Consider the following 21,388-nt stretch of genomic DNA (forward strand, 5'->3'; position numbering starts at 1 on the left):
GAGCACGAGCGGCTCGCCGGTCGGTTCCGCCGGGCCGCCGGCACGCTGACGGCCCTGGGCCCCGCCCTCGGTCGGGCCGCCGACGCCGTCGCCGACCTGCGCCGCGACCTGGCCGAGATCGACGCCGTCGCCGCGGCCCACGGCCTGCGCATCGACCCCGACGGCACGGTCACCGCGCCGGCGCCCGCGCTCCCCTGGCTCCCCGCCGACCCGCTGGCCGCCGAGCTCACCGCCTCCCTCACCGACATCCTGCGCCGCGCCGACGAACTCGACGCCACCCTCGCCGCCGTCCTCACCGCCGCCGCCGACGTCCCGACCACCGAGGCGCTCCCCGCGCCCCCCGGGGCCGACGCCGCGCCCGACCGGAACGCCGCCTGGTGGGCCTCGCTGACCCCCGCCCAGCAGCAGCGGCTGCTGCGCACCGACCCCGACCTCGTCGGCGACCGCGACGGCCTCCCCGCCGCCGCCCGCGACGAGGCCAACCGCTCCCGCCTCGACACCGAGGCGGCGCGCACCGCCGAGGCCATCGCCGCCACCACGGCCCGGCTCGCGGATTCCAGAACCACCGATCCGACCCTTGTCGACCACCTCGCCGACCTGCACGACCGCCGCGACGCCCTCACCACGGTCGCCGACACCCTCGCCGCCGACACCACCGGTCGCCACCTGCTGCTGCTCGACGTCGACGACGTGCCCCGCGCCGCCGTCGCGGTCGGCGACGCCACCACCGCCGACCACGTCGCCGTCCACGCGCCGGGCTCCACCACCACCGTGGCCGACTCCCTGCCCGCCGTCACCCACGAGCTGACCGCGCTGCGGGAACACGCGCTCAACCAGCTGACGCTGGCCGGGCGGCCCGACGCGACCGTCGCGACGGTCGCCTGGCTCGGCTCGGAGGTCCCCGGTCCCGACGCCGCCCTCACCCGGTTCGTCGACGGCCTCACCGCCACCCGCCCCCACGGCCACCCCGTCGTCGAGATCACCGGCCAGGACCTCTCCCCCGGTTCCCCCGGTCAGCACGACGCCGCCGCCACCATCGCCGGCCACCCCAGGAGCACCCCGTGACCAGCTACGCCGACCTGCGCGCCCGCCCGACCCTCGACGAGGCCGTCGCCGCGTACGAGCGGATGCAGGCCCGCATCCGCCACGCGCTCGACCGCGAGCTCGGGCCGTTCGACTGGTACCCGGTGCGCGGGGCGACCGGCTCCACCGGCGGCCACGACGTCCCCGCCGAGTTCGGCGGGCGCAGCCTCGCCCTGGCGCCCTGGGGCTGCGACGGCCCCGTCCCCGACTCCCGGTGGGCGCCGGCGCGGCGGATCGTCAGCGGAATCGTCGCCGAGCACGGCTTCCGCCATCGCGGGGTCGGGATCGACCGGCCGGGGCACCACCTGCTCGCGGCCGTGGACCGGGAACTCGGGGCGGGGTTCACGTTCGGGTCGGGCCGGTTGACGATCATGCAGGTGGTGACCGGCTGCCACCTCAGTCCTCGTCGACCCCCAACGCCGCCTGCAGCCGCTCCGCGGCGTCCAGCAGGTCCTCCGCCATTTCCCGCACCACCTCCCGCGCCGGGCGCACCTTCCCCATCAGCCCGACGCCCTGCCCCACGAAGTACGTCGCCAGCTCCTGCGCTCCCGGGTGCCCCCGCTCGGCCAGCGCGTCCAGCCGTCGCAGGGCCGGCTCGGTGAGCATCGACTGCAGCGGCATCGGCAGCGGGCTCGGAGCGCCGGGCGCGTCCCACGCGTCCGTCCAGGCCGAGCGCAGCTGGCGCGACGGCTTGCCGGTGCGCGCCGCCGAGCGCACGGTGTCGCGCGAGGAGGCGGCGAGCATCTTCTGCACGGTGTGCGGGGCGGTCTCGGCCTCCTCGGTGGTCAGCCACACCGATCCCGTCCAGGCCCCCGCGGCGCCCAGGGCGATCGACGCGGCCACCTGGCGGCCGGTCACGATCCCGCCGGCCGCCAGCACCGGCACCGCGCGGACGGCGGACACCGCCTCGATCACCTCGGGCACCAGCACCATCGTGCTGACCTCCCCGGTGTGCCCGCCGGCCTCGGTGCCCTGCGCGACGATCACGTCGACCCCGGCCTCGACCTGGCGCACCGCGTGCTCCTTCGCCCCGACGAGCGCGGCGACGGGGATCCCCGCCGCGTGCGCCCGCTCGATCATCGACGGCGGCGCGACGCCCAGGGCGTTGGCGATGAGCCTGATTGGATGGCTCAGGGCGACGTCGAGCAGCTGCGCGTTGAGCTCGTCGCCGACCAGTGCGCGCACCGGGCCGTCGGCGGCGGCCTCGACGCCGTTGCGGGCGAGCAGGTCGCGCACGAACTCGCGGTGCCCCGCCGGCACCCGGCCGGCGAGGTCCTCGACGTCCAGGCCCTGGCCCTTGCCCTCGAACTTGCCCGGCATCAGGATGTCGGCGCCGTAGGGGCGCCCGTGCACGTGGTCGTCGATCCAGGCCAGCTCCCGTTCCAGCTGCTCGGGGGTGTGCGAGGACGCGCCGAGCACCCCGAAGCCGCCGGCGTTGGTGACCGCGGCGACGACGTCGCGGCAGTGGCTGAACGCGAGCACGGGGATGTCGATGCCGAGCATGTCGCAGATTGCGGTCCTCACACGGTCCTCCTGGTGCGGCCGGTGTGCAGCGGTTGGGGTGTGCAGCGGGTCGGGCGTCGGCCTCCCTCGTTACCCGCCGTCGCCGCCGGGCGCCAGGGGATGCTGCCGCTGAGACCTTCCTCCGCGGTCGCGCCGGGGTCGTTCCCGATCGTGTGGTGAACCACTCGGGCCCGCCCGCGCGGTGGCAGGCTCGGGTCCTGCGGCGCGGACACGGCCAGCGCGGCGCGGGGTGAGGAGGGGATCGATGCGGTCGCGCATCGTGCTCGCCCTGTACGCCGCGTGGGTCCTCGCCGTCGTCGCGCTGTCGACCGTGCTCGCACCGCTGCAGGTCGTCCTCTGGGTGGTGCTGGCGCTGAGCGGGACGGCCGCGATCGTGATCGGCATCGTCGTCCACCGACCGCGCCCGCGCGCGCCGTGGTGGCTGTTCGCGACGACGACGGCCGTCGGTGCGGGCGGGGCCGCGATGAAGATCGCGTTCGGCAGCGGCTGGTTCCCCTCCCCCGTCGACGCGTTCTACCTGGCCCAGTACCCGCTCGCCGCAACCGGCCTGCTGCTGGTGTGGCGGCGCGTGGGGCGCAGCGGTGGCGGGAGCGTGCTGGACCCGCTGAGCGTCGCGGTCGCCGTCGGCCTGCTGAGCTGGATCTTCCTGATCGACCCGCACGTGCACGACTCCGGGCTGACCGTGCTGCAGCGCGCCACGACGATCGCCTACCCCGTCGGCGACCTCCTGCTGCTGGCGGTGCTCGTCCAGTTGCTGGCCACGGGCGGCCGGGGGCGCACGGTCGGGCTGCTGGCCCTCGGCGCGGTCGGGCTGCTGGTGAGCGACGTGCAGTACGGCCTGCTGGCGCCGGGTGGGTCCGGGCTCGGGTTCGGCCCGTTCGACGTCGGGTGGGTGCTGTTCTACCTCGCCTGGGGGGCGGCCGCGCTGCACCCGTCGATGGCCCACCTGGCGAGCGCCGGGCGCACCGCGCGCCCCCGCCGGAGCCCGGCGGGGATCGCGATGGTGCTGGTGGTCTCGCTGGTGCCGTCGGGCGCGCTGCTCGCCGACGCGCTGACCGACGGCGTGCAGAACGGCCTGACGATCGCGGTCGGCTCGGCGGTGCTGGTCGTGCTCGGGCTGATCCGGCTGTCGGGGGTGATGGCCCGCCACGGCGCGGCCGTGGAGCGGGAGCTGACGCTGCGCTCGGCCGGGGCGGACCTGGTGGCCGCCTCCGGCATCGAGGACGTCGCCACGTCCGTCGCGCGCGCGGTCGAGCGGCTCGTCCCAGCGGGATCGCCGCACCGCACGGTGCTGCTCGTGCCCGCCGAGGGGTGCGCGGCCGGGGCCACCGGCAGTCACGCGCTCCTGGTCGTACCCCCCGAGCAGTGGTCGAGCGCCTGGGCGGGAGCCGCGGTCGCGCCCGGGACGAGCGCGCTGGTGGCCGCCGGGTCGCTCGACGGTGCCGCCGCCGGGGCCGCGCGGGGGTTCCCGGCGTCCCTGCTGTGCCCGCTCGTCCCGCACGGGACGAACGCCGCGTGCGCCTCGGTGGGGCTGCTCGTCGTCGCGGCGACCGAGCCGGTGCTGCTGGTGCTGCAGGGGTCGCTGGAGGTGTTGGCGTCGCAGGTCGCGCTGGCGGTGGAGCGGGTGGCGCTGGCCCGGGAGATGCGCCGGCTCGACAACGAGGCCTACTTCCGCACGCTCGTGCAGAACGCCGCCGACGTCATCCTGATCGTGCGCGACGACGGCACCGTGCGCTACGCCAGCCCGTCGGCGCGCACGATGCTGGGCCCGACGCCGCTGGTCGACCGGCCCGTCCTCGAACTGCTCGACCCCGCCGACCGGGAGACCGCCGCCCGGGTGCTGGTCGACCCGCGCCGGTCGCGGGCGCCGGAGTCGCGGCTGTGGGCCTACCGCATCCGGCGCTCGGACGGCGAGCAGGTGGACGTCGAGGCCTCGGTCAGCGACCTGCGCGCCGACCCCACCGTCGGCGGCGTCGTCTTCACCCTGCGCGACATCACCGAGCAGCGGCGCCTGGAGCGCGAGTTGACCCACCGCGCCTTCCACGACGTGCTCACCGGCCTGCCGAACCGGGTGCTGTTCTCCGACCGGGTCGCGCACGCGATCACCCGCGCCGCCGCCGACGAGGAGTGCACGATCGGCGTGCTGCTCATCGACCTCGACGACTTCAAGCTGGTCAACGACACGATCGGGCACGGAACCGGCGACGAGCTGCTGGTCGCGGTGGCCGCCCGGCTCACCGCGCTGCTGCGCCCGCAGGACACCCCGGCCCGGTTGGGCGGCGACGAGTTCGCCGTGCTGGTGGAGGACGCCGCGCAGGCCGGCGACGTCGACGAGCTGGCCGCGCGGGTGGTCGAGGCGCTGCGCGGGCCGTTCGACGTCGCCGGCGGGCTGACGAACTCGGTCAGCGTGGGCGTGGTCAGCACCAGTGGGGCCGAGGACCCCGCCGAGCTCCTGCGCCGCGCCGACCTCGCCCTCTACGCGGCCAAGGCGAGCGGCAAGGGCCGCTGGCGGCGCTACGACCCGGGGCTGCACCTGGCCGCCGTCGACCGGGTCGCGGTGCGCACGGAGCTGCAGCAGGCGTTGGCCGCCGACGAGTTCGCGCTGCGCTACCAGCCGATCGTCGACCTGGTCAGCGGGGCGACCGTCGGGTTCGAGGCGCTGCTGCGCTGGTTCAACCCGCGCCGGGGCACGGTGCCCCCATCGGAGTTCATCCCGATCACCGAGGAGACCGGGCTGATCGTGCCGCTGGGCGCCTGGGTCCTCGACCGCGCGCTGGCCGACGTCGCGCGCTGGCGCGAGCGGGCCCCGGGCGCGAAACCGAACGTCAACGTCAACGTCTCGGCCCACCAGGTGCGCGCGGAGGGCTTCGTGCAGGACGTGATCGCAGCGCTGCAGCGCTGGGACGTCCCGGCCGACGCGCTCGCCCTGGAGATCACCGAGACGGCACTGCTCACCGACGACCCACAGGTCGCCGGCAACCTCGCGGCGCTGCACGAGCACGGCGTGCGGATCGCGATCGACGACTTCGGCACCGGCTTCGCCTCGCTGGACTACGTCCGCCTGCACGCCGTGGACAGCCTCAAGATCGACCGCTCGTTCGTCGACGGGATCGAGACGTCCGCGCGCCAGACCGCGCTGGTGGGCACGATCGTGCACCTGGCGCACGCGCTGACGCTGCCGGTGGTGGCCGAGGGCGTGGAGACCCCCGCGCAGCGCAACGCCCTGCTGACCGCGGGCTGCCGGTTGGGCCAGGGGTACCTGTTCTCGATCCCGCTGCCGCCGGAGCAGGTGCTGGGCTGGCTGCAGGCCCAGCCCGCGCTCGCCGCCGGGAACGGCGCCCGTGGGGCGGGGCGGCGCGGCGGTGGGCACCAGCCGGGCCACCGCGCGGAGCTCAACCCGTCGCGGACGCCCTGATCAGCTCTGGAGCGCGGCGTCCACGGCCGCGAGCTGGGCGCCCACGAACTCCCGCGACACCGGCGCCCTGCGCTGGACCATGTCGAAGCCGTGGTAGGCACCGGGCACCTCGTGCAGCTCGACCGCCACGCCCGCCTCGCGCAGCCGTAGGGCGTACTCACGGTCCTCGTCGCGGAACAGGTCCAGGGTGCCGACGCCGATCCACGCCGGGGGCAGCCCGGTCAGGTCGGGCGCCCTGGCCGGTGCGGCCAGCGGGGGGACCTCGCCGTCGGGGGCGCCGAGGTAGCAGCGCCAGCCGAAGCGGTTGCTGGCCGCATTCCACATCCGCAGCCGGTCGGCGGTGCCGTCGGCGGCGCGGACGGTGCGGTCGTCGAGCATGGGGTAGACCAGCAGCTGGAACGCGAGGTGGATCGCGTCGCGCTCCCTGGCCAGCAGGGCCAGCGCGGCGGCCAGGCCGCCGCCCGCGCTGGCCCCGCCGACCGCGATCCGGCGCGCGTCGACGTCGGGCCGCTCCGCCAGCCACTCCAGCGCCGCGTAGCAGTCGTGCAGCGGGGTCGGGAACGGGTGCTCGGGGGCCAGCCGGTACTCGACCGAGGCGACGACGGCACCCAGCTCCCGGGCGGCGCGGCGGCAGAAGTCGTCGTCCATGGCGGCGTGGCCCATGACCAGCCCGCCGCCGTGGATCCACAGCAGCGCCGGCGTCGGGGCCGCCGCCACCGCCGGGCGGAACACCCGCACCGACACGGCCTCGGACACGGCCACGACCTCGGCCTTCGACCGCGCGGCGGCCGCGCCCAGCCGCGTCGCCGCCCGGACCAGCCGCAGGCTGCGCGGACCGACGGCCGCCCGGGGCAGGAAGCGCGCGGCGCGCAGGTCGGGGTGGAACGGCTCGGGCACGGGTGCTCCTCGTCGCATCGCCGGTGATCCGCTCCCCACGGTAGGTCCTGCTGGGCGTGGGGTGCGGACCCCGGGCTCCGACCGCCGGCCCCGTGCCGCTGTGCGGGCGGTGGTTCAGTGCCGGGCGATGACCACGTCGCGCAGGACGCCGGTCTCCAGCTCCATCTCCCGCACCCGGTGCTTGACCAGGTCGCCGATGCTGACCATCCCGACGAGCGTCCGGCCCTCGACCACCGGCATGTGCCGGAACCGGCCGGTCGTCATCCTGGCCATGACCACCGCGATGGTCTCCTGCGGGGTGCAGGTGCGGACGTGGCTGGTCAGCACGGCGGTGACCGGCATCGCCAGCACGGCGGCGCCGTGCTCGCGCAGCCCGCGCACCACGTCGCGCTCGGAGACGATGCCGCGGATGGCGACGTGCTCGTCGCCCACCAGCAGGGCTCCGACGCCGTACGCGCCGAGCCGGTCCACCACCTGCTCGACGGTGGACGTCGGGCGCACCGAGTGCACCGCACCGCCCTTCACCCCGAGGATGTCCGCGATCTTCATCGACGTCGCACCTCCGCATCGAGTGCAGTCCCGCCGATGAATGTCCTCCTCCCGCGAGGCGCGCCGCAACCGCCGCCGGACGCCCGTCACCCGTCCGCGCGCAGCACCGTCGGCGTCGCCCGTGAGGGCCGCCCGGGCACCGGTTCGCGAGCACCCCGGCCCCCGGGTGTGACGAGCGCCCGAGCCCGTCCACCGTTCCGGGTGCGGTCGTGGCATTGGTCAAGCGGGTGCGGCGGGGCATCATGGCGGGCATCGGGTGTTACCGGCCGGTTCGGTACGAGGCCCGCAGTGCTCTCGAGGGACGTGGAGGAAGTGGTCGGGATGCGGTTGCAGCTGTCCCCCGAGGACGAAGCCTTTCGACAGGAGATGCGCACCTTCTTCACCACCAAGGTGCCGCAGACGACCCGCGACGCCGTCGCGGCCCGCCGCGACGTGGGCCGCGAGCAGTACGTCGAGACCCAGCGCATCCTGAACGCCGCCGGGCTCGCCGTGCCGCACTGGCCCGCGGAGTGGGGCGGGCGCGACTGGACGCCCCTGCAGCGCCACATCTGGCGCGAGGAGATGCAGCTGGCCTGCGTGCCCGAGCCGCTGGCGTTCAACACCAGCATGATCGGCCCGGTGATCGCGGCGTTCGGCAGCGACGCGCAGAAGCAGCGGTTCCTGCCGGCGACGGCGAACCTGGACATCTGGTGGTGCCAGGGCTTCTCCGAGCCCGACGCCGGCTCCGACCTCGCGAGCCTGCGCACCACGGCGGTCCGCGAGGGCGACGAGTACGTCGTCAACGGGCAGAAGACCTGGACCACGCTCGGCCAGTACGCCGACTGGATCTTCTGCCTGGTGCGCACCGACCCGGACGCGCCCAAGAAGCAGCGCGGCATCTCGATGCTGGTGTTCCCGATGGACACCCCGGGCGTCACGCTGCGCCCGATCGAGCTCATCGACGGCGGCTTCGAGGTCAACGAGGTCTTCTTCGAAGACGTCCGGGTGCCCGCGGAGAACCTGATCGGCGAGGAGAACCGCGGCTGGGACTACGCCAAGTTCCTGCTCGGCAACGAGCGGGCGGGCATCGCCCGGGTCGGGGCGACCAAGCGGATGCTGGCCGACGCCAAGCAGCTGGCCTCCGAGGTGCTGGCCGACGGCCGCCCGCTCGCGGAGGACCCGCGCATGTCCGCGCGCATCGCCGAGCTGGAGAACGAGCTGCTGGCCCTGGAGCTGACGGCGCTGCGGGTCGTCGCGCACTCCGCGGACGGCAAGCCGCACCCGGCCTCGTCGGTGCTGAAGCTGCGCGGCTCCGAGCTGCAGCAGGCGGCCACCGAGCTGTTCGTCGACATCGCCGGTCCGCTGTCGCTGGCCTCCTTCGCCGACGACGACTCGGCGGTCCCGGAGTGGGCGCGGGCCGCCACCCCCGAGTACCTGAACTACCGCAAGGTCACCATCTACGGTGGCTCGAACGAGGTTCAGCGCACCATCATCGCCGGCACGATCCTGGGGCTGTGATCTAGTGGACTTCAGCTACGACGACGAGCAGAACGCGCTGCGCCAGGCCGTGAGCGGGCTGCTCGCCCGCGCCTACGACGGGGAGAAGCGCCGGGCGGTGGTCGCGGCCGACCCGGGCTTCGACGAGAAGACCTGGTCGCAGCTCGCCGAGATGGGCCTGCTGGGGCTGCCCTTCGCCGAGGAGCACGGCGGCGCGGGCGCCGGCCACGTCGAGGTGGCCATCGTGGCCGAGGAGATCGGCCGCGTGCTGGCCCCCGAGCCGTACGTGCAGGCCGTGGTGCTGACCGGTGGCCTGATCGACGCGGTCGGCACCGACGCGCAGCGCGGCGAGCTGGTGGCCGGTCTGGCCGAGGGGACGCTGGTGCCGGCGTTCGCGCACGCCGAGCCCGGCACCCGGTGGAGCACGTCGGCCTCGGGTGTCCGGGCCGCCGAGGAGGGCGGCACCTGGCGGCTGACCGGGGTCAAGGAGCCGGTGCCCAACGGCGCCCGCGCCGACGTCCTCGTGGTCAGCGCCGTCGTGGGCGACGGGGCCACCCGGCTGTTCGTCGTCCGCGGCGACGCCGAGGGCCTCACGCGCAGCGGCTACCGCAGCCACGACGGCACCCGCGTCGCGAAGGTCGAGCTGGCGGGCACGCCGGCCGAGCCGCTCGGCGAGGGCACCGACGACCGCGCCGCCGCGATCGAGCGGGCGCACTCGCTGGCCCGCATCGCCTACGCGCACGAGAGCATCGGCGCGATGGCCACGGCGCTGTCCACGACCACGGAGTACCTGCGGACGCGCAAGCAGTTCGGCGTCACGCTGAACAAGTTCCAGGCGCTCACGTTCCGGGCCGCGGACATGTACGTCTCGCTGGAGCTGGCGCGCAGCACGGCCCTGTGGGCGAGCCTGGTGGTCGACACCGGCGGCGACGTGGTCACCGCAGCCGACCGGGCCCGCCTGCAGACCAGCCGGGCGGGGCGGCACATCGGCAAGGACGCCATCCAGCTGCACGGCGGCATCGGCGTCACCGCCGAGTACACCGTGGGGCACTACACCAGCCGGCTCACCGCCATCGACCACGTCCTGGGCGACGGCGACTGGGCACTGGCCCGGCTCGCCGCGGGCGTCGGCGACCACGAGACCGTCGACCCGCTCGGCGCGCCCTACACCTGACCGTCCCACGGCCCGGCCGGGCGTCTCGTCCGGCCGGGCCGCGGGCGGTGGGAACCACGCCGCACGGCGGCACGAGACGAACGGAACGGGATGAGCGGCGGGACGAGCGGTGCCGGTGAGCCGGTGAAGATCGGCAACGTGCTGCACCCGGTGGCCGACGTGGCCGCCGCGGTGCGGTTCTACGAGGGCGTCTTCGGGCTCGGGCGCAAGTTCGTCGACGGCGACCGGTACGCCGCGCTCGACGCGGGCGGCACGACCCTGGCACTGGCCGGGCCGGCCGAGGACGTCACCGACGGCGCGGCGGCGGCGTCGTTCAAGGTCGCCGACGTGGCGGCCAGCGTGGCCGCGATCGTCGAGGCCGGCGGCAGCGTCGTGCGGGAGCCGGAGCAGGGCCCGCACGAGGTGCGGGCGGTGGTGCGCGACCCGTGGGGCAACGTGCTGGTGGTCTACGGACGCGGCTGATCCTCGGGGCACGCGGCGGGGATCGTCCGGCGGTGGGCGCTCGGGTCTTTCGGCCGTACCCGGACACCCCGCCCGCCCGGCACCCTCGATGTCGACAGCGAACGTCGAGCATCCGGGACGGACGACATGGACGAGGCACCGGCCGCACTCGGCCTGACCCCGGAGCAGACCGCCGACGTGCTGGCCGCGGCCGGCCGGGCCCCGTCGCCGGACAACACCCAGCCCTGGCGCTTCCGGGTCGACCCGACCTCGATCGCGCTGCTCGCCGACCGGGGTCGCCGGATGCCGGCGACCGACCCCGACGATCGCGAGCTGCGCCTGGCCTGCGGCGCCGCGCTGTACACGCTGCGCATCGCGCTGCGCGGGTACGGCGTCCGACCGCTGGTCACCGTGCTCCCCGACCGCGACGACCCCGACGTCATCGCCGTCGTGCGCCGGGGCGGGCACCGGCCGGCGAGCCCCGGGGAGCGCCGGCTCATCGAGGCCATCCGGCGCCGGCGCAGCGATCCGCACCCGTTCGCCGATGCCGCCGTGACCGTCCCCGAGCAGTACGCGCTGCGGCGCGCCGCGCAGGACGAAGGGGCGTGGCTGCAGGTCGTCGACGGGCCCGGCGAGCGGCGCAGGGTGCGGGAGCTGGTCACCGCCGCCCACCACCAGCAGGCCGCGGGCGCGGCGGGCGACCGGTGGGCGCTGCGCGGCGTCAGCGGCGCCGACCCCGCCGACGGGCGCGAGAGCGAACCGCTGATCGCGGTGCTGACCGCGCACCTGAGCGGCCACAGCGCGGACGTGCAGGCCGGCCAGGCGCTGCAGAAGGTCCTGCTGACCGCCACGGCCGAGGGGCTGAGCGCGTCGTTCCTGTCCCAGGTGGTGGAGGTGCCGCAGACGCGCGAGCGGCTGCGCCGGCTGGTGCACGGCATCCGGGCGCCGCACGCGGTGCTGCGGATCGGTCGCGGCTGGCCGGTCCCGGCGACGCCGCGCCGGCCCGTCGCCGACCTCCTCGCCGCCGGCCCCGACGGCACCGGCTGAGCCGGCGTCACCTCCCGACCGCGGCGGCCCCGCCGCCGGAACGGGCCCGGGCGGTGTTCCGCCCGGGCCCGTGGCGTCAGCTCGCGGGGGCCCCGGTCGCGCCGTCGCGCTCCCCTGCCCGCCTGCGACGTCGGACGACCAGCCGCACCGCGGCCAACCCCAGCGGCAGCCCGGCGCCCAGCGCCGTCCCGACCTTCGCCGACCTCCCGCGCCGCCCGGCGGCCTTCCCGCTGCCCGGATCGTGCCCGCCCGGATCGTGCCAGAGCCCGTTCATGCGTCCTCCGCCTCGTCGATGATCGACACAGGCTGCCCGGGCGGACCCGGTCGCGGGACCGGCCGGAGGTCCCGGGTCGGGCGTGCCGATCGACCCACCCGCCCGGGCTCGGCCGCGGCGGCTCAGCGGGTGGAGTCGGCCAGGTCGTGCGGGCCGGCGGCGGGGTATCCGGCCGCGGCCCGGACCGCCTTCCCCCAGGGGATCAGGATGTCGAGCAGGGCGGGCAGGTCGTCGCCGAGCGCGGTGACGATCGGCGCGCAGACCCGGTCGGTGGCGACCTCGACGGCCTCGCGCTCGGCGCGGCCGAGCTCGGTCAGCGCGCCGTCCGCGAGCAACCCGCGCGCCACCAGCCGCTCCTCGGCGGCGTCGAGCTGCTCGGGCGTCCAGGCGCGGGTGCGGACGTAGCTGCGCAGCGGCAGCCCCCAGAAGGCCTCGGTGAGCAGCCCGATCTCGGTGGCGTCGAACCCGGCCGACACCCAGGCCGCGATGTGCGCGTCGCCGCGGTACTCGCGCAGCAGGTCGGCCAGCCGCCACACGTCGCCGACCGGGTCGCCGGGCAGCCCGAGGGACAGCAGGCCCGCGAACAGCGCCTTGCCCTCCGGGCGCAGGGGCTCGACCGCGCGCTGCAGCAGGTCGCGGGCCCGTTCGGCCCCCTCTGGCTGCTCCCCCAGCACCCGCACCAGCTGCGCGGTGGCACCCCGGGTGCGGGCCGCGCAGATCGTGGCGGCGTCGGTGATCGACCAGCCGTGCGCGACGGAGGGGATGACGGCGTCCGGGTTGAACACCCCGAAGGCGGCCGCGACGACCTCCCCGGGGACCTGCCCGAGCACGGAGCCCCGGCTGGTGAAGTACGCCGGCCCGTCCGGGGCCTGGACGCCGCGCGTCGAGCGCGGGCTGCCCGCGAACCCGAGCGCCTGGTAGGCCTCGTGGGCCTCCGGCGCGAAGTAGACCTGCCCGGCGACGGGCTCGATGGCCCCGGCGAGCCGCCGGGCGGATGGGGCTGTCGACGATGACGGCACCCGCACACCATAACAAGCGTTCAGTAGGTTTCCCGTCGAGAACGAACTTGTCGTGATCAACAGGGCTTGTTGATCACGACAAGTTCGTTCTCGACGGGGCTGTCAGACGGGGGCGGCCGGGGTGGAGATCCCGACGCCGCCGCGGGTGTGGGCGCCGTAGCGGGCGACCTCCCGGCCCAGGTCGAGGCGCACGCCGCGGCGCATGCGCCCGGCGATGGCCACGTCGTCGATCAGCCTCGCCGGGACCAGCCAGGCCACCTCGAACTCCAGGCCGTCCGGGTCGCGGGCGTAGATGCTCTTGGTCGTGCCGTGGTCGGTGGCCCCGACGAGGGCGCCCGCGCGGTCGAGCACGTCGGCCAGCTCGGCCAGCTCGCCGAGCGTGCCGACCTCCCAGCCCAGGTGGTAGAGCCCGACGCTGGTGGTGCCGGCCGGCGAGTCGGACAGCCCGTCGCCCATCGCGAACAGCCCGATGTCGTGGTCGTTGGTGGAGTCCGGCGCCTGCAGGAACGCCGCCGTGCCCGGCCGCTCCATCACGACGCGGAAGCCCAGCAGGTCGCGGTAGAAGGCGACGCTGCGGGTGATGTCGCGGACGTAGAGCACGGCGTGGTTGAGCCGGTGGATGCCCACGGTCGCGGCCCTCAGTCGCCCGCGACCGGGTGCCGCTCGGCCGCGAGGTAGTCCAGCGCCTCCTGCACGGCCGGGTCGTCGTCGGTGCCCAGGTAGCGCCAGTCCTCGCCCTCCTCCAGGGTCTTGTCGGCGGCGCGGATCCGGGTGAAGTCGCGGCCGTCGCCGGCCAGCGCGGGCGGCGCGGTGCCGTCGGCGGCCAGCGCCTTGGCCGCGCCGATCAGGAGGCGCCGCATCCGGATGACGGCCTTGTCGAGCTGGCCGAGCTGCTCGCTGCTGCGGTCGTAGATCGGTCCCATCGACTCGGTGACCATCATGTCCTGGCTGACGAAGTCCGAGACACCGGTGAAGGTGACCGTGCGCTGGTTCTCGCGGTCGATCAGGTAGTCGTTCTCCGCGACGTGGGTGCGCGGGGTGATGCCGCCGGTCCGCCGGGTGAACGCGGTGTCGTAGGGGCTGGCCTCGAACAGCGGCGCCCCGCCGTAGCCCCGTGGGTTGGCCTGCTCCTGGGCGTCGAAGTTGTAGCGCCAGCAGCTGGTGTCGTCGATCGGCACGACCATCAGGTGCCGCGTGTTGTACGGGATGGCGGCGATGATCGTGCTGTAGGGCGCGACGTACTCGGTGATCCGGACGTTGGTGTGGCCGTTGGGGGTGGTGCGCAGCCCGCCGTAGCGGAAGCCGTACCAGGTGTTCTCGACCTCGATGCGCGGGGCGCGGTCGGTGGCCCAGAACTTCCAGGTCATCTTGTTCGTCGGGTAGCCCGGCTTGTCGCTGCCGTCGTCGGGGATGTCGGCCGCGGCGGCGAACGCGTGCAGCCAGGAGATGTGCGCGGTGTCGAGGTTGCCCTCCATGGTCTGGATCCAGTTGCACGTGGTGTGCAGCTTGGTGGCCACGACCTTCTGCGCGGGCAGCGTCTCGGTGCCGAAGTCGCGGAAGGGGGTCATCGTCTCGGCCGGGCCCATGTAGGTCCACACGATGCCGCCGGACTCGTGCACCGGGTAGGCCTTGGCCCGGACCCGGTCCTTGAACGTGCTCGTCGGCGGCTCGGAGGGCATGTCGATGCACGCGCCCTCGGCGTCGAACTGCCACCCGTGGTACGGGCAGCGCAGCCCGCAGGTGCCGTCCGGGCCGGCCTCGTTGCGCCCGAAGTACAGCGAGGCACCGCGGTGCGGGCAGTTCTCCTGGATCAGCCCCACGCGCCCCTTGGTGTCGCGGAACGCGACCAGGTTCTCCCCCAGCAACCGGACCCGCACCGGGTCGCCGCCCGGCAGGGGCACCTCCTCGCAGAGCAGCGCCGGGGTCCAGTAGCGGCGCAGCACCTCCCCCATCGGGGTGCCCGGCCCGACCCGGGTGAGGATCTCGTTGTCGGCCTGCGACAGCATTGTCGACCTCCTCGTGGCGCGCGGCGCCGGGAGCGGATTGGCTGGTGTGCTCGGCGTTCGTCGCGCCGGATCCGATCTCGACGGTAAACGATCGCCGCAGGTCACCGGCATTCCTGATGCCGGACTATCGACAACGCGAATACCGCGGTAAGGCCAGGCGAGCCTCATGGCGCGGAGATCGTCCGTGGCCTTTGATGGCGGGGTGGGACCCTCGACCTCGCGGCTCACCGGCCTGGACCTGAACCTGCTCGTGATCCTGCGCGAGCTGCTGCGCGAGCGGAACGTCACCCGCGCCGCGCAGCGGGTCGGGCTCTCCCAGCCCGCGGCCAGCGCCGCGCTGGCCCGGCTGCGCAAGCACTTCGGCGACGAGCTGCTGGTGCGGGCCCAGGGCGGCTACGAGCTGTCCGCGCTCGCGCACCAGCTGGCCGACCGGGTCGAGGGCGTCTGCGACGGCATCGAGGCGCTGCTGTCGACCGGCGCCGAGTTCGACCCGGCGACCTCGCACCGGGAGTTCACCGTCGTCCTGTCCGACTACGCGATCGCGGTGCTCGGCGAGCGGCTCGCCGCCACGGCCGCCGAGCAGGCCCCGCACGTGCGGCTCAACCTGGTGCTGGTGCGCGAGGCGCTGTCGGCGCGCATCGCGCAGACGATCCGGGCCGTGGACGCCGTGCTGTCCACCCCGAACGCCCGCTTCCGCGTCCCGGAGATCCGCTCGACGACGCTGTTCCGCGACCGCTGGGTGTGCATCGCCGGGCGCGGGTCGCGCTTCGGCGCCGCGCTGACCGAGGACGACGTGCGCGACGCCGGCTGGGTCGTGCCCTACCACCGCGACTCGGAGTTCCCCTCGGTCGTGCCGGTCAGCGGGCAGCTCGCCGCGCTGGGGGTGCGCCCCGCCGTCGGGATCCGCGTCGACAGCTACCAGGCCGTGCCGTTCCTGGTGGCCTCCACCGACCGGCTCGCGCTGGTCCAGGAGCGCCTGGCCCGCCTCTACGCCGAGCAGCTGGGCCTGCGCGTGCTCGACCCGCCCGCGCCGCTGGAGCCGCTGGTCTCCCGGCTGTGGTGGCACGAGCGGCACACCGACGAACCGGCCCACGCGTGGTTCCGCAGGGTCGTCGTGCGCGCGGCGCGCGCGATCGGCGCCGCCGACGCCTGAGCGGCCCGTCGGGGGCTGTGGGCGGCGTCCGGCCGTGGTGCAATGGGCACAGGGCGACATGGCTGGACGATCGACGGAGATGCGGCATGTGGCTGGTCAGCGGCGTGGACGAGGAGCACCGGTTCCGCGAGTGGGGCGAGGCCGTCGACTACTACCGACAGATGGTGCGCGGCTGGGTCGGCGCGCACGGCGGTGACGCGGGCGTGGCCCGGGCCATCGACGACCTGCCGACCGGCGGGGCGCACCAGGCCGTCTTCCCCGACCCGGACGCCCCTGACGGCGAGCGGCGCGAGGTCGAGTTCAGCATCGGGTGGGAGGTCCCCCGGGTCGGGCTGGACCACTTCACCGCCTGCTGAGCCCGGCGGGCCCCTCGTCGTCGAGGACGTGCGGCAGCGCGGGCGCAGCACCGCTCACAGGCCGCTCAACGGGCCTGTCCGCAGCCAACGGGCTGGCGCACCGGTCGGGGTTCGCGCAGCACGACGAACGCCAGCGAGCCCGCCCCGGTCACCACGGCGAGCGCGCCGAAGGCCAACGGGTAGCCGGAGCCGGCCTCCAGGGCCGAGACCAGCAGCGGGCCCACGACCAGGCCGATCGAGACGAAGCCCATCGACCAGCCCATGATCGTGCCGAACGAGCCGAGCCCGAAGTAGTCGGTGCGCAGCGAGGTCATCACCGGCCCGCGCAGCCCCCACGCCAGCCCGTGCACGACCGACGCCGCCAGCAGCGTCGGGAGGTCGGGGGCGAGCGCGAGCACCACGAGCACCACCGTCTGCACGACCATGCAGGCCGCGGCGAGCCGGCGCTTGTCGATGCGGTCGCCGATCACCCCGGTGACCACCTGCCCGACCAGCTGGGCCATCGACAGCACGCCCATCACGACGGCGGCGGTGGCCAGCGACAGCCCGCGGTCGTGGGTCAGCAGCGGCACCAGGTGCAGGTTCACCGCGCTGATCGCCACGAGCGCGGAGCCGTGCCCCAGCACGAGCAGCCAGAACGCCGACGTGCGCAGCGCGCCGCGCAGGTCGTGGTCCACCTCCGCGGGCAGCGGGCCGGCCGGCTCGTCGGCGGCCGCGACCGCCGCGGCGGCGACCCGCGCCGCCGCCCGCTCGGTGGGCAGCACCGACCCGGAGAGCTGGCCGACCACCAGGATCACCGCGGCGACGCCGAAGAACGTGATCCGCCAGCCCACGGCGTCCAGCGCGAGCGCGACGAGCGGCACCGCCAGCCCACCCACGGCGATGCCGGTGGGCAGCAGTCCGAGCGCGAGGGTGCGCCGCTCGGGCACCGCCTGGACCACCGCGACGGTCAGCGGCATGATCCCGGCCGCCGAGACGCCCAGCGCGATCACGACCACGGCGGCGAGGAACTGCGTCGCCTCCCCGGTCGTCGCGGCCAGCGCGAAGCCCGCCGCGGTGATCACGTTCCCGGTGCGGGCCACCGCCCGGGTGCCGACCCGGTCGCAGGCCCAGCCGGTCAGCGGGGCGATGAACCCGTTGCCCAGCTGCAGCACCGCGTAGCCGATGGCGATCACCCCCGGCGCCCACCCGGTGTCGGCCGTGATGACCACCAGGTAGGCGCCGAAGGCGCTCATGATCAAGCCGTTCTGCAGGGTGAGCAGCACCGAGCCGCCCACCACCACCCACCAGCCGCTGCGGGTACCGGCCCTCATCGGGTGGCCGGCGCGGCGAACCGCGACCTCGCCCAGGTCAGGTCGTTCTTGCCGGTGTTCAGCCTGCGCACCTCGTCGACCAGGGCGATCCGGCGCGGCTTCTTGTAGCCGGCCAGCCGCTGGGCGACGAACCCGGCCAGCTCGTCCTCGGTGGCCGTGCTGCCCCGGTCGAGCGCGACCACAGCGGCCACGACGCTGCCCCACTGCGGGTCGGGCACGCCGAGCACGACGGCGTCGCGCACGGCGGGGTGGTCGCGCAGCACCAGCTCGACCTCGTCGGCGTAGACCTTCTCGCCGCCGGTGTTGATCACCGAGCTGCCCCGGCCGAGCAGCAGCAGCCGCCCCTCGGGTCCCCACCGGGCCATGTCGCCGGGGATCGAGTAGCGCACGCCGTCGATGTCCTTGAAGGCCGCGTCGGTCTTCTCGGCGTCGCCCTCGTAGCCCGCCCCGGCGACCACCGGCGCGGCCAGCAGCCCGACCTCGTCGGAGCCCGGCGGGATGTCGCGGTCGTCGTGGTCGAGCAGCCGGGCGCCCGGGGCCAGGCTGAACGTGCCCGCCGCGCCGTCCCCGTCGGCCCGGGTGAGCACGGAGAGCGCGTACACGCCGCCCTCGGACGCGGCGATGGTGTCGTGCAGGGCCAGGTCGGCGTGCGCGAGCAGCCTGCGCTTCACCGGCGGGCTCCACACCGCCCCGACGCTGCGGATGCGGCGCAGGGTCGGGATCACCGGGGTGCGGCCCTGCGCGACCGCGGCGTCCAGCGCGTCGAGCAGGCGCAGGGCGAACGCGTCGCCGACGATCGTCACCTCGGTGACGCCGTGGCGCTCGATCGCCGCGACGAGGTCGGCGCCGGTCGTGCTGCGCCCGGGCAGCAGCGCGACCGGCGAGCCGGCGGCCATCGCGCCGAGGGCCGAGTACAGGCCGGTGCCGTGCATGAGCGGTGGCGCCGGCATCGCGACGACGCCCCCCGGGCCCCACGGGTCGATCTCCAGGGCCCGGCGCAGCGCGGCCGGCCCGTCGGCGGGGTCGAGGCCCAGCGCGGTGAACCCGCCGCCGCGCACGGCCCGCAGCCGTTCGGCGTGGCTGCCGGTGACGGCCTTCGGGTGGCCGGTGGTGCCGCCGGTGAACAGCAGCCACTCGGTGTCGCCACGGGGGCGGCGTGGGAGGCGCTCGGCGGTGTCGACCTCGGCGCCGAAGCCCCCGCCCGGTTGGACGACGGCCAGCACGTCGCAGGCGGGCACGCCCTGCGCCGCCTCGGTGACCACCTCGACCAGGTCGGCGTCGGCGATCACGCCGCGGGTCCCGGAGCTGGCCAGCAGGTGGCGCACCTCCCCCGCCTTGTACCGGTAGTTGATGTTGACCTGGGTGGCGCCGATCTTGAACAGGGCGTGCAGCGCCACCAGGTACTCGGGTGAGTTCCGGGCGGCGAGCCCGAAGCGGTCGCCCTCGCGCACGCCGGCCGCGGCCAGGTGCCCGGCCAGCCGGTCGGCCCGCTCGTCGAACTCGCCCCAGGTGAGCGTGCGGTCGCCGCAGAGCACCGCCGGGCGGTCGGGCGCCAGGTCGGCGATCAGCTCGAACTGCGAGGCGAAGTTGTCCGGAAGAGGGTCGGGGACGGCGTCGGTCGTCCCGCTGCTCACCGGTCCCCCGTCGGCTCGGGGAGCTCGATCCCGAACAGGCGGGCCGCGTTGTGCAGCATGATCCCGGGTTTGACCGAGTCGCGGACCTCGGTCTTCTCCAGGTCCGCCGTCCACCGCTCCGGGGTGAACAGCGGGAAGTCGGTGCCGAACAGGACCTTGTGCTTGAGCAGCGTGTTCGCGTACTGCACCAGCTGGGCCGGGAAGTACTTCGGCGACCAGCCCGACAGGTCGATGTAGACCTGGGCCTTGTGGGTGGCCACCGCCAGCGCCGTGTCCTGCCAGGGGAACGACGGGTGCGCCATGATGATCGGCATGTCCGGGAAGTCGACGGCGACGTCGTCGAGGAAGAGCGGGTTGGAGTACTTGAGCCGGATGCCGCCACCGCCCTTGGTGCCCGCGCCCACCCCGTTCTGCCCGGTGTGGAACAGCGCCGGCACCCCGTACTCGGCCAGCACCTCGTAGATCGGGAACGCGACCCGGTCGTTCGGGTAGAACTCCTGGGTGCTCGGGTGGAACTTGAACCCGCGGATGCCGTGGTCCTCGATGAGCCGCCGGGCGATCTTCGCGCCCGCCTTGCCGCGCTGCGGGTGCACGCTCCCGAACGGGATGATCGCGTCCGGGAACTCCGCGCCCGCCTCGCCGATCTCCTCGTTGGTCGGCGCGTGCTCGGCCACGTCGCCGAGCGAGTCGATGGTGAACGCGACGGCCGCCATCTTCCGCTCGCGGTAGTACGCGGCGAGCCGGCGGACGTCCATCCCCAGCACGTCGGACTTGAAGTGCTCCTTCATCTCCGACATCCGCGCGCCGCCCTCCTCGCTCAGCGCGCGGCGGGTCGAGAAGTGCACGTGGGTGTGCACGTCGATGGCGACCAGACCGGCCGCGGCCAACGCGGTGTTGGCGGCGGTGGGGTCGTGCGGCATCAGGCGTCCTCCTTGCCGGGCCGCCCGTCCGGCGGCAGTGCAGTGTGCTCGTCGGCGGCGTTCGCCCCGACGTCCTCCCCGGTGTGGTCGAGACCGGCGTGGTCGAGGATCGGGTGGTGGCACGCGGTGAACCGGCCGGGCAGCACCTCCCGCATCAGCGGGGTCTCGTCCGCGCAGCGCTCGGTGGCCAGCGGGCAGCGGGTGCGGAACCGGCAGCCGCTGGGCGGGTCCATCGGCGAGGGCATCTCGCCGCCGCCCCGGTCGACCTGCTCCAGGTCGGCCACGTCCTGCATCGACGGGATCGACGAGACGAGCAGCCGCGTGTAGGGGTGCACGGGGGTGTCGAACAGGGCCCGGGTCTCGCCCAGCTCGCAGATCCGGCCCAGGTACATCACCGCGACCCGGTCGCTGATGTTGCGCACCACGCCCAGGTCGTGGGCGATGAACAGCAGCGTCAGCCCGTAGCGGGCCTTCATGTCCTCGAGCAGGTTGAGGATCTGGGCCTGTACCGAGACGTCCAGCGCGGAGACCGGCTCGTCGCAGATCAGCACCTCCGGGTCGAGCACCAGCGCGCGGGCGATGGACACGCGCTGGCACTGCCCGCCGGAGAACTGGTGCGGGCGCCGGTCGGCGACCTGCGCCGGGTCCAGCCCGACCGCCTCGAGCACCTCCGGGACGACCTTGGCCCGCTGGTCGCCGCGACCCCACACGACCAGCGGGTCGCCGACGATGTCCGGGATGCGGCGGCGCGGGTTCAGCGACGAGATCGGGTCCTGGAAGATCATCTGGAGCTTGGGCCGCACCCTGCGCAGCTCCTCGCCCGACATCGTGGCCAGGTCGCGGCCCTCGAACACCACCGAGCCGCTGGTCGGCCGGGGCAGCTGCATGATCGCCCGGCCGGTCGTCGACTTGCCGCAGCCGGACTCCCCGACCAGGCCCAGCGTCTCCCCTCGCCGCACCTCCAGGCTGATGCCCGACACCGCGTGCACGGTGGCGCCGTTGCCCGCGCGGAACTCCACGACCAGGTCCTCCAGGCGGAGCACGACGTCGTCGTCGGGGACGGTGTCGGGCTCCGCCGGGGCGGGTGCGGTCTTCTGCGGGGTCATC

Annotated in this window: 19 protein-coding genes and 1 pseudogene; 9 read left to right on the forward strand and 11 right to left on the reverse strand. The window is 75.0% G+C overall.

All coding sequences use genetic code 11. The annotated features are described in order from the left end of the window. Both KIK08_RS41015 and KIK08_RS42250 read left to right on the forward strand, forming a co-directional pair. Positions 1 to 1,065 (forward strand): alpha/beta hydrolase (locus KIK08_RS41015; protein ID WP_214403681.1); only part of this gene is annotated, 1,065 nt, incomplete at its 5' end. Beyond that, positions 1,062 to 1,424: pseudogene (locus tag KIK08_RS42250) on the forward strand (LppA family lipoprotein); the annotation flags it as partial. The gene KIK08_RS41015 and the pseudogene KIK08_RS42250, both read left to right, overlap by 4 nt. Positions 1,425 to 1,479: 55 nt before the next feature. On the opposite strand, the gene KIK08_RS14635 reads toward KIK08_RS42250, so the two are convergent. Then, positions 1,480 to 2,607, reverse strand: a complete 1,128-nt coding sequence (locus KIK08_RS14635; protein WP_214403682.1) for an NAD(P)H-dependent flavin oxidoreductase — start codon at positions 2,605 to 2,607, stop codon at positions 1,480 to 1,482. Between the two features lie 244 nt (positions 2,608 to 2,851). Between KIK08_RS14635 and KIK08_RS14640 the strand changes: the two genes are divergently transcribed. Next, positions 2,852 to 6,022 carry a putative bifunctional diguanylate cyclase/phosphodiesterase gene (locus KIK08_RS14640; RefSeq protein ID WP_214403683.1) on the forward strand — a complete coding sequence of 1,057 codons (3,171 nt, stop codon included), beginning with the start codon at positions 2,852 to 2,854 and terminating at the stop codon, positions 6,020 to 6,022. Here KIK08_RS14640 and KIK08_RS14645 read toward each other — a convergent pair whose 3' ends face one another. Together KIK08_RS14645 and KIK08_RS14650 are read right to left on the reverse strand one after the other, a co-directional pair. Next, the gene (locus tag KIK08_RS14645; RefSeq protein ID WP_214403684.1) at positions 6,023 to 6,919 is read right to left on the reverse strand and encodes an alpha/beta hydrolase; all 897 of its coding nucleotides are present in this window, start codon (positions 6,917 to 6,919) and stop codon (positions 6,023 to 6,025) included. Between the two features lie 114 nt (positions 6,920 to 7,033). After that, positions 7,034 to 7,468 carry a CBS domain-containing protein gene (locus tag KIK08_RS14650; protein WP_214403685.1) on the reverse strand — a complete coding sequence of 145 codons (435 nt, stop codon included), beginning with the start codon at positions 7,466 to 7,468 and terminating at the stop codon, positions 7,034 to 7,036. A 321-nt stretch (positions 7,469 to 7,789) separates the two neighbouring features. On the opposite strand from KIK08_RS14650, the gene KIK08_RS14655 reads away from it, so the two are divergent. The 4 genes from KIK08_RS14655 (at position 7,790) to KIK08_RS14670 (ending at position 11,606) form a co-directional block, all read left to right on the forward strand. Continuing rightward, entirely contained in the window at positions 7,790 to 8,965 is a 1,176-nt protein-coding gene (locus KIK08_RS14655; protein ID WP_214403686.1) for an acyl-CoA dehydrogenase family protein, read from the forward strand. Between the two features lie 4 nt (positions 8,966 to 8,969). Continuing rightward, positions 8,970 to 10,118 (forward strand): acyl-CoA dehydrogenase family protein, encoded by a 1,149-nt coding sequence (locus tag KIK08_RS41730; protein ID WP_214403687.1) that lies wholly within the window; start codon positions 8,970 to 8,972, stop codon positions 10,116 to 10,118. A gap of 90 nt (positions 10,119 to 10,208) precedes the next feature. Further along, positions 10,209 to 10,580, forward strand: coding sequence for a VOC family protein (locus tag KIK08_RS14665; protein WP_214403688.1), 372 nt, complete (start codon positions 10,209 to 10,211; stop codon positions 10,578 to 10,580). A 126-nt stretch (positions 10,581 to 10,706) separates the two neighbouring features. Next, on the forward strand, positions 10,707 to 11,606 hold the full coding sequence (locus KIK08_RS14670; protein WP_214403689.1) for a nitroreductase family protein: 900 nt from the start codon (positions 10,707 to 10,709) through the stop codon (positions 11,604 to 11,606). Between the two features lie 76 nt (positions 11,607 to 11,682). Here the strand turns inward: KIK08_RS14670 and KIK08_RS14675 are convergent, their stop codons facing one another. The 4 genes from KIK08_RS14675 to KIK08_RS14690 form a co-directional block, all read right to left on the reverse strand. After that, complete coding sequence (locus KIK08_RS14675) at positions 11,683 to 11,880, reverse strand: hypothetical protein (RefSeq protein WP_214403690.1); 198 nt, start codon at positions 11,878 to 11,880, stop codon at positions 11,683 to 11,685. A gap of 122 nt (positions 11,881 to 12,002) precedes the next feature. After that, complete coding sequence (locus tag KIK08_RS14680) at positions 12,003 to 12,899, reverse strand: SCO6745 family protein (protein ID WP_214403691.1); 897 nt, start codon at positions 12,897 to 12,899, stop codon at positions 12,003 to 12,005. A gap of 102 nt (positions 12,900 to 13,001) precedes the next feature. Next, positions 13,002 to 13,526 (reverse strand): VOC family protein, encoded by a 525-nt coding sequence (locus KIK08_RS14685; RefSeq protein ID WP_214403692.1) that lies wholly within the window; start codon positions 13,524 to 13,526, stop codon positions 13,002 to 13,004. 11 nt (positions 13,527 to 13,537) lie between these two features. Then, on the reverse strand, positions 13,538 to 14,905 hold the full coding sequence (locus KIK08_RS14690; RefSeq protein ID WP_214403693.1) for a Rieske 2Fe-2S domain-containing protein: 1,368 nt from the start codon (positions 14,903 to 14,905) through the stop codon (positions 13,538 to 13,540). A gap of 202 nt (positions 14,906 to 15,107) precedes the next feature. Here KIK08_RS14690 and KIK08_RS14695 point away from each other — a divergent pair, with 202 nt between their 5' ends. Further along, positions 15,108 to 16,058, forward strand: coding sequence for a LysR family transcriptional regulator (locus KIK08_RS14695; protein ID WP_308257639.1), 951 nt, complete (start codon positions 15,108 to 15,110; stop codon positions 16,056 to 16,058). A gap of 86 nt (positions 16,059 to 16,144) precedes the next feature. Then, entirely contained in the window at positions 16,145 to 16,414 is a 270-nt protein-coding gene (locus KIK08_RS14700) for a hypothetical protein (RefSeq protein ID WP_214403695.1), read from the forward strand. 65 nt (positions 16,415 to 16,479) lie between these two features. On the opposite strand, the gene KIK08_RS14705 is transcribed toward KIK08_RS14700, so the two are convergent. Genes KIK08_RS14705 through KIK08_RS14720 form a run of 4 tightly spaced genes read right to left on the reverse strand, consistent with a single transcriptional unit; the run spans position 16,480 to position 21,387 of the window. Continuing rightward, positions 16,480 to 17,727: an MFS transporter gene (locus KIK08_RS14705; protein WP_214403696.1), complete on the reverse strand. Its 1,248-nt coding sequence runs from the start codon at positions 17,725 to 17,727 to the stop codon at positions 16,480 to 16,482. Continuing rightward, positions 17,724 to 19,361, reverse strand: coding sequence for an AMP-binding protein (locus tag KIK08_RS14710; RefSeq protein WP_214403697.1), 1,638 nt, complete (start codon positions 19,359 to 19,361; stop codon positions 17,724 to 17,726). The genes KIK08_RS14705 and KIK08_RS14710 overlap by 4 nt, the downstream gene beginning before the upstream one ends. Then, positions 19,358 to 20,281 carry an amidohydrolase family protein gene (locus KIK08_RS14715; protein ID WP_214403698.1) on the reverse strand — a complete coding sequence of 308 codons (924 nt, stop codon included), beginning with the start codon at positions 20,279 to 20,281 and terminating at the stop codon, positions 19,358 to 19,360. The genes KIK08_RS14710 and KIK08_RS14715 overlap by 4 nt, the downstream gene beginning before the upstream one ends. Beyond that, positions 20,281 to 21,387 (reverse strand): ABC transporter ATP-binding protein, encoded by a 1,107-nt coding sequence (locus tag KIK08_RS14720; RefSeq protein WP_214403699.1) that lies wholly within the window; start codon positions 21,385 to 21,387, stop codon positions 20,281 to 20,283. The genes KIK08_RS14715 and KIK08_RS14720 overlap by 1 nt, the downstream gene beginning before the upstream one ends. Position 21,388: the final 1 nt, after the last annotated feature.

The organism is Pseudonocardia lacus (assembly GCF_018531445.1).
GTDB lineage: Bacteria > Actinomycetota > Actinomycetes > Mycobacteriales > Pseudonocardiaceae > Pseudonocardia > Pseudonocardia lacus.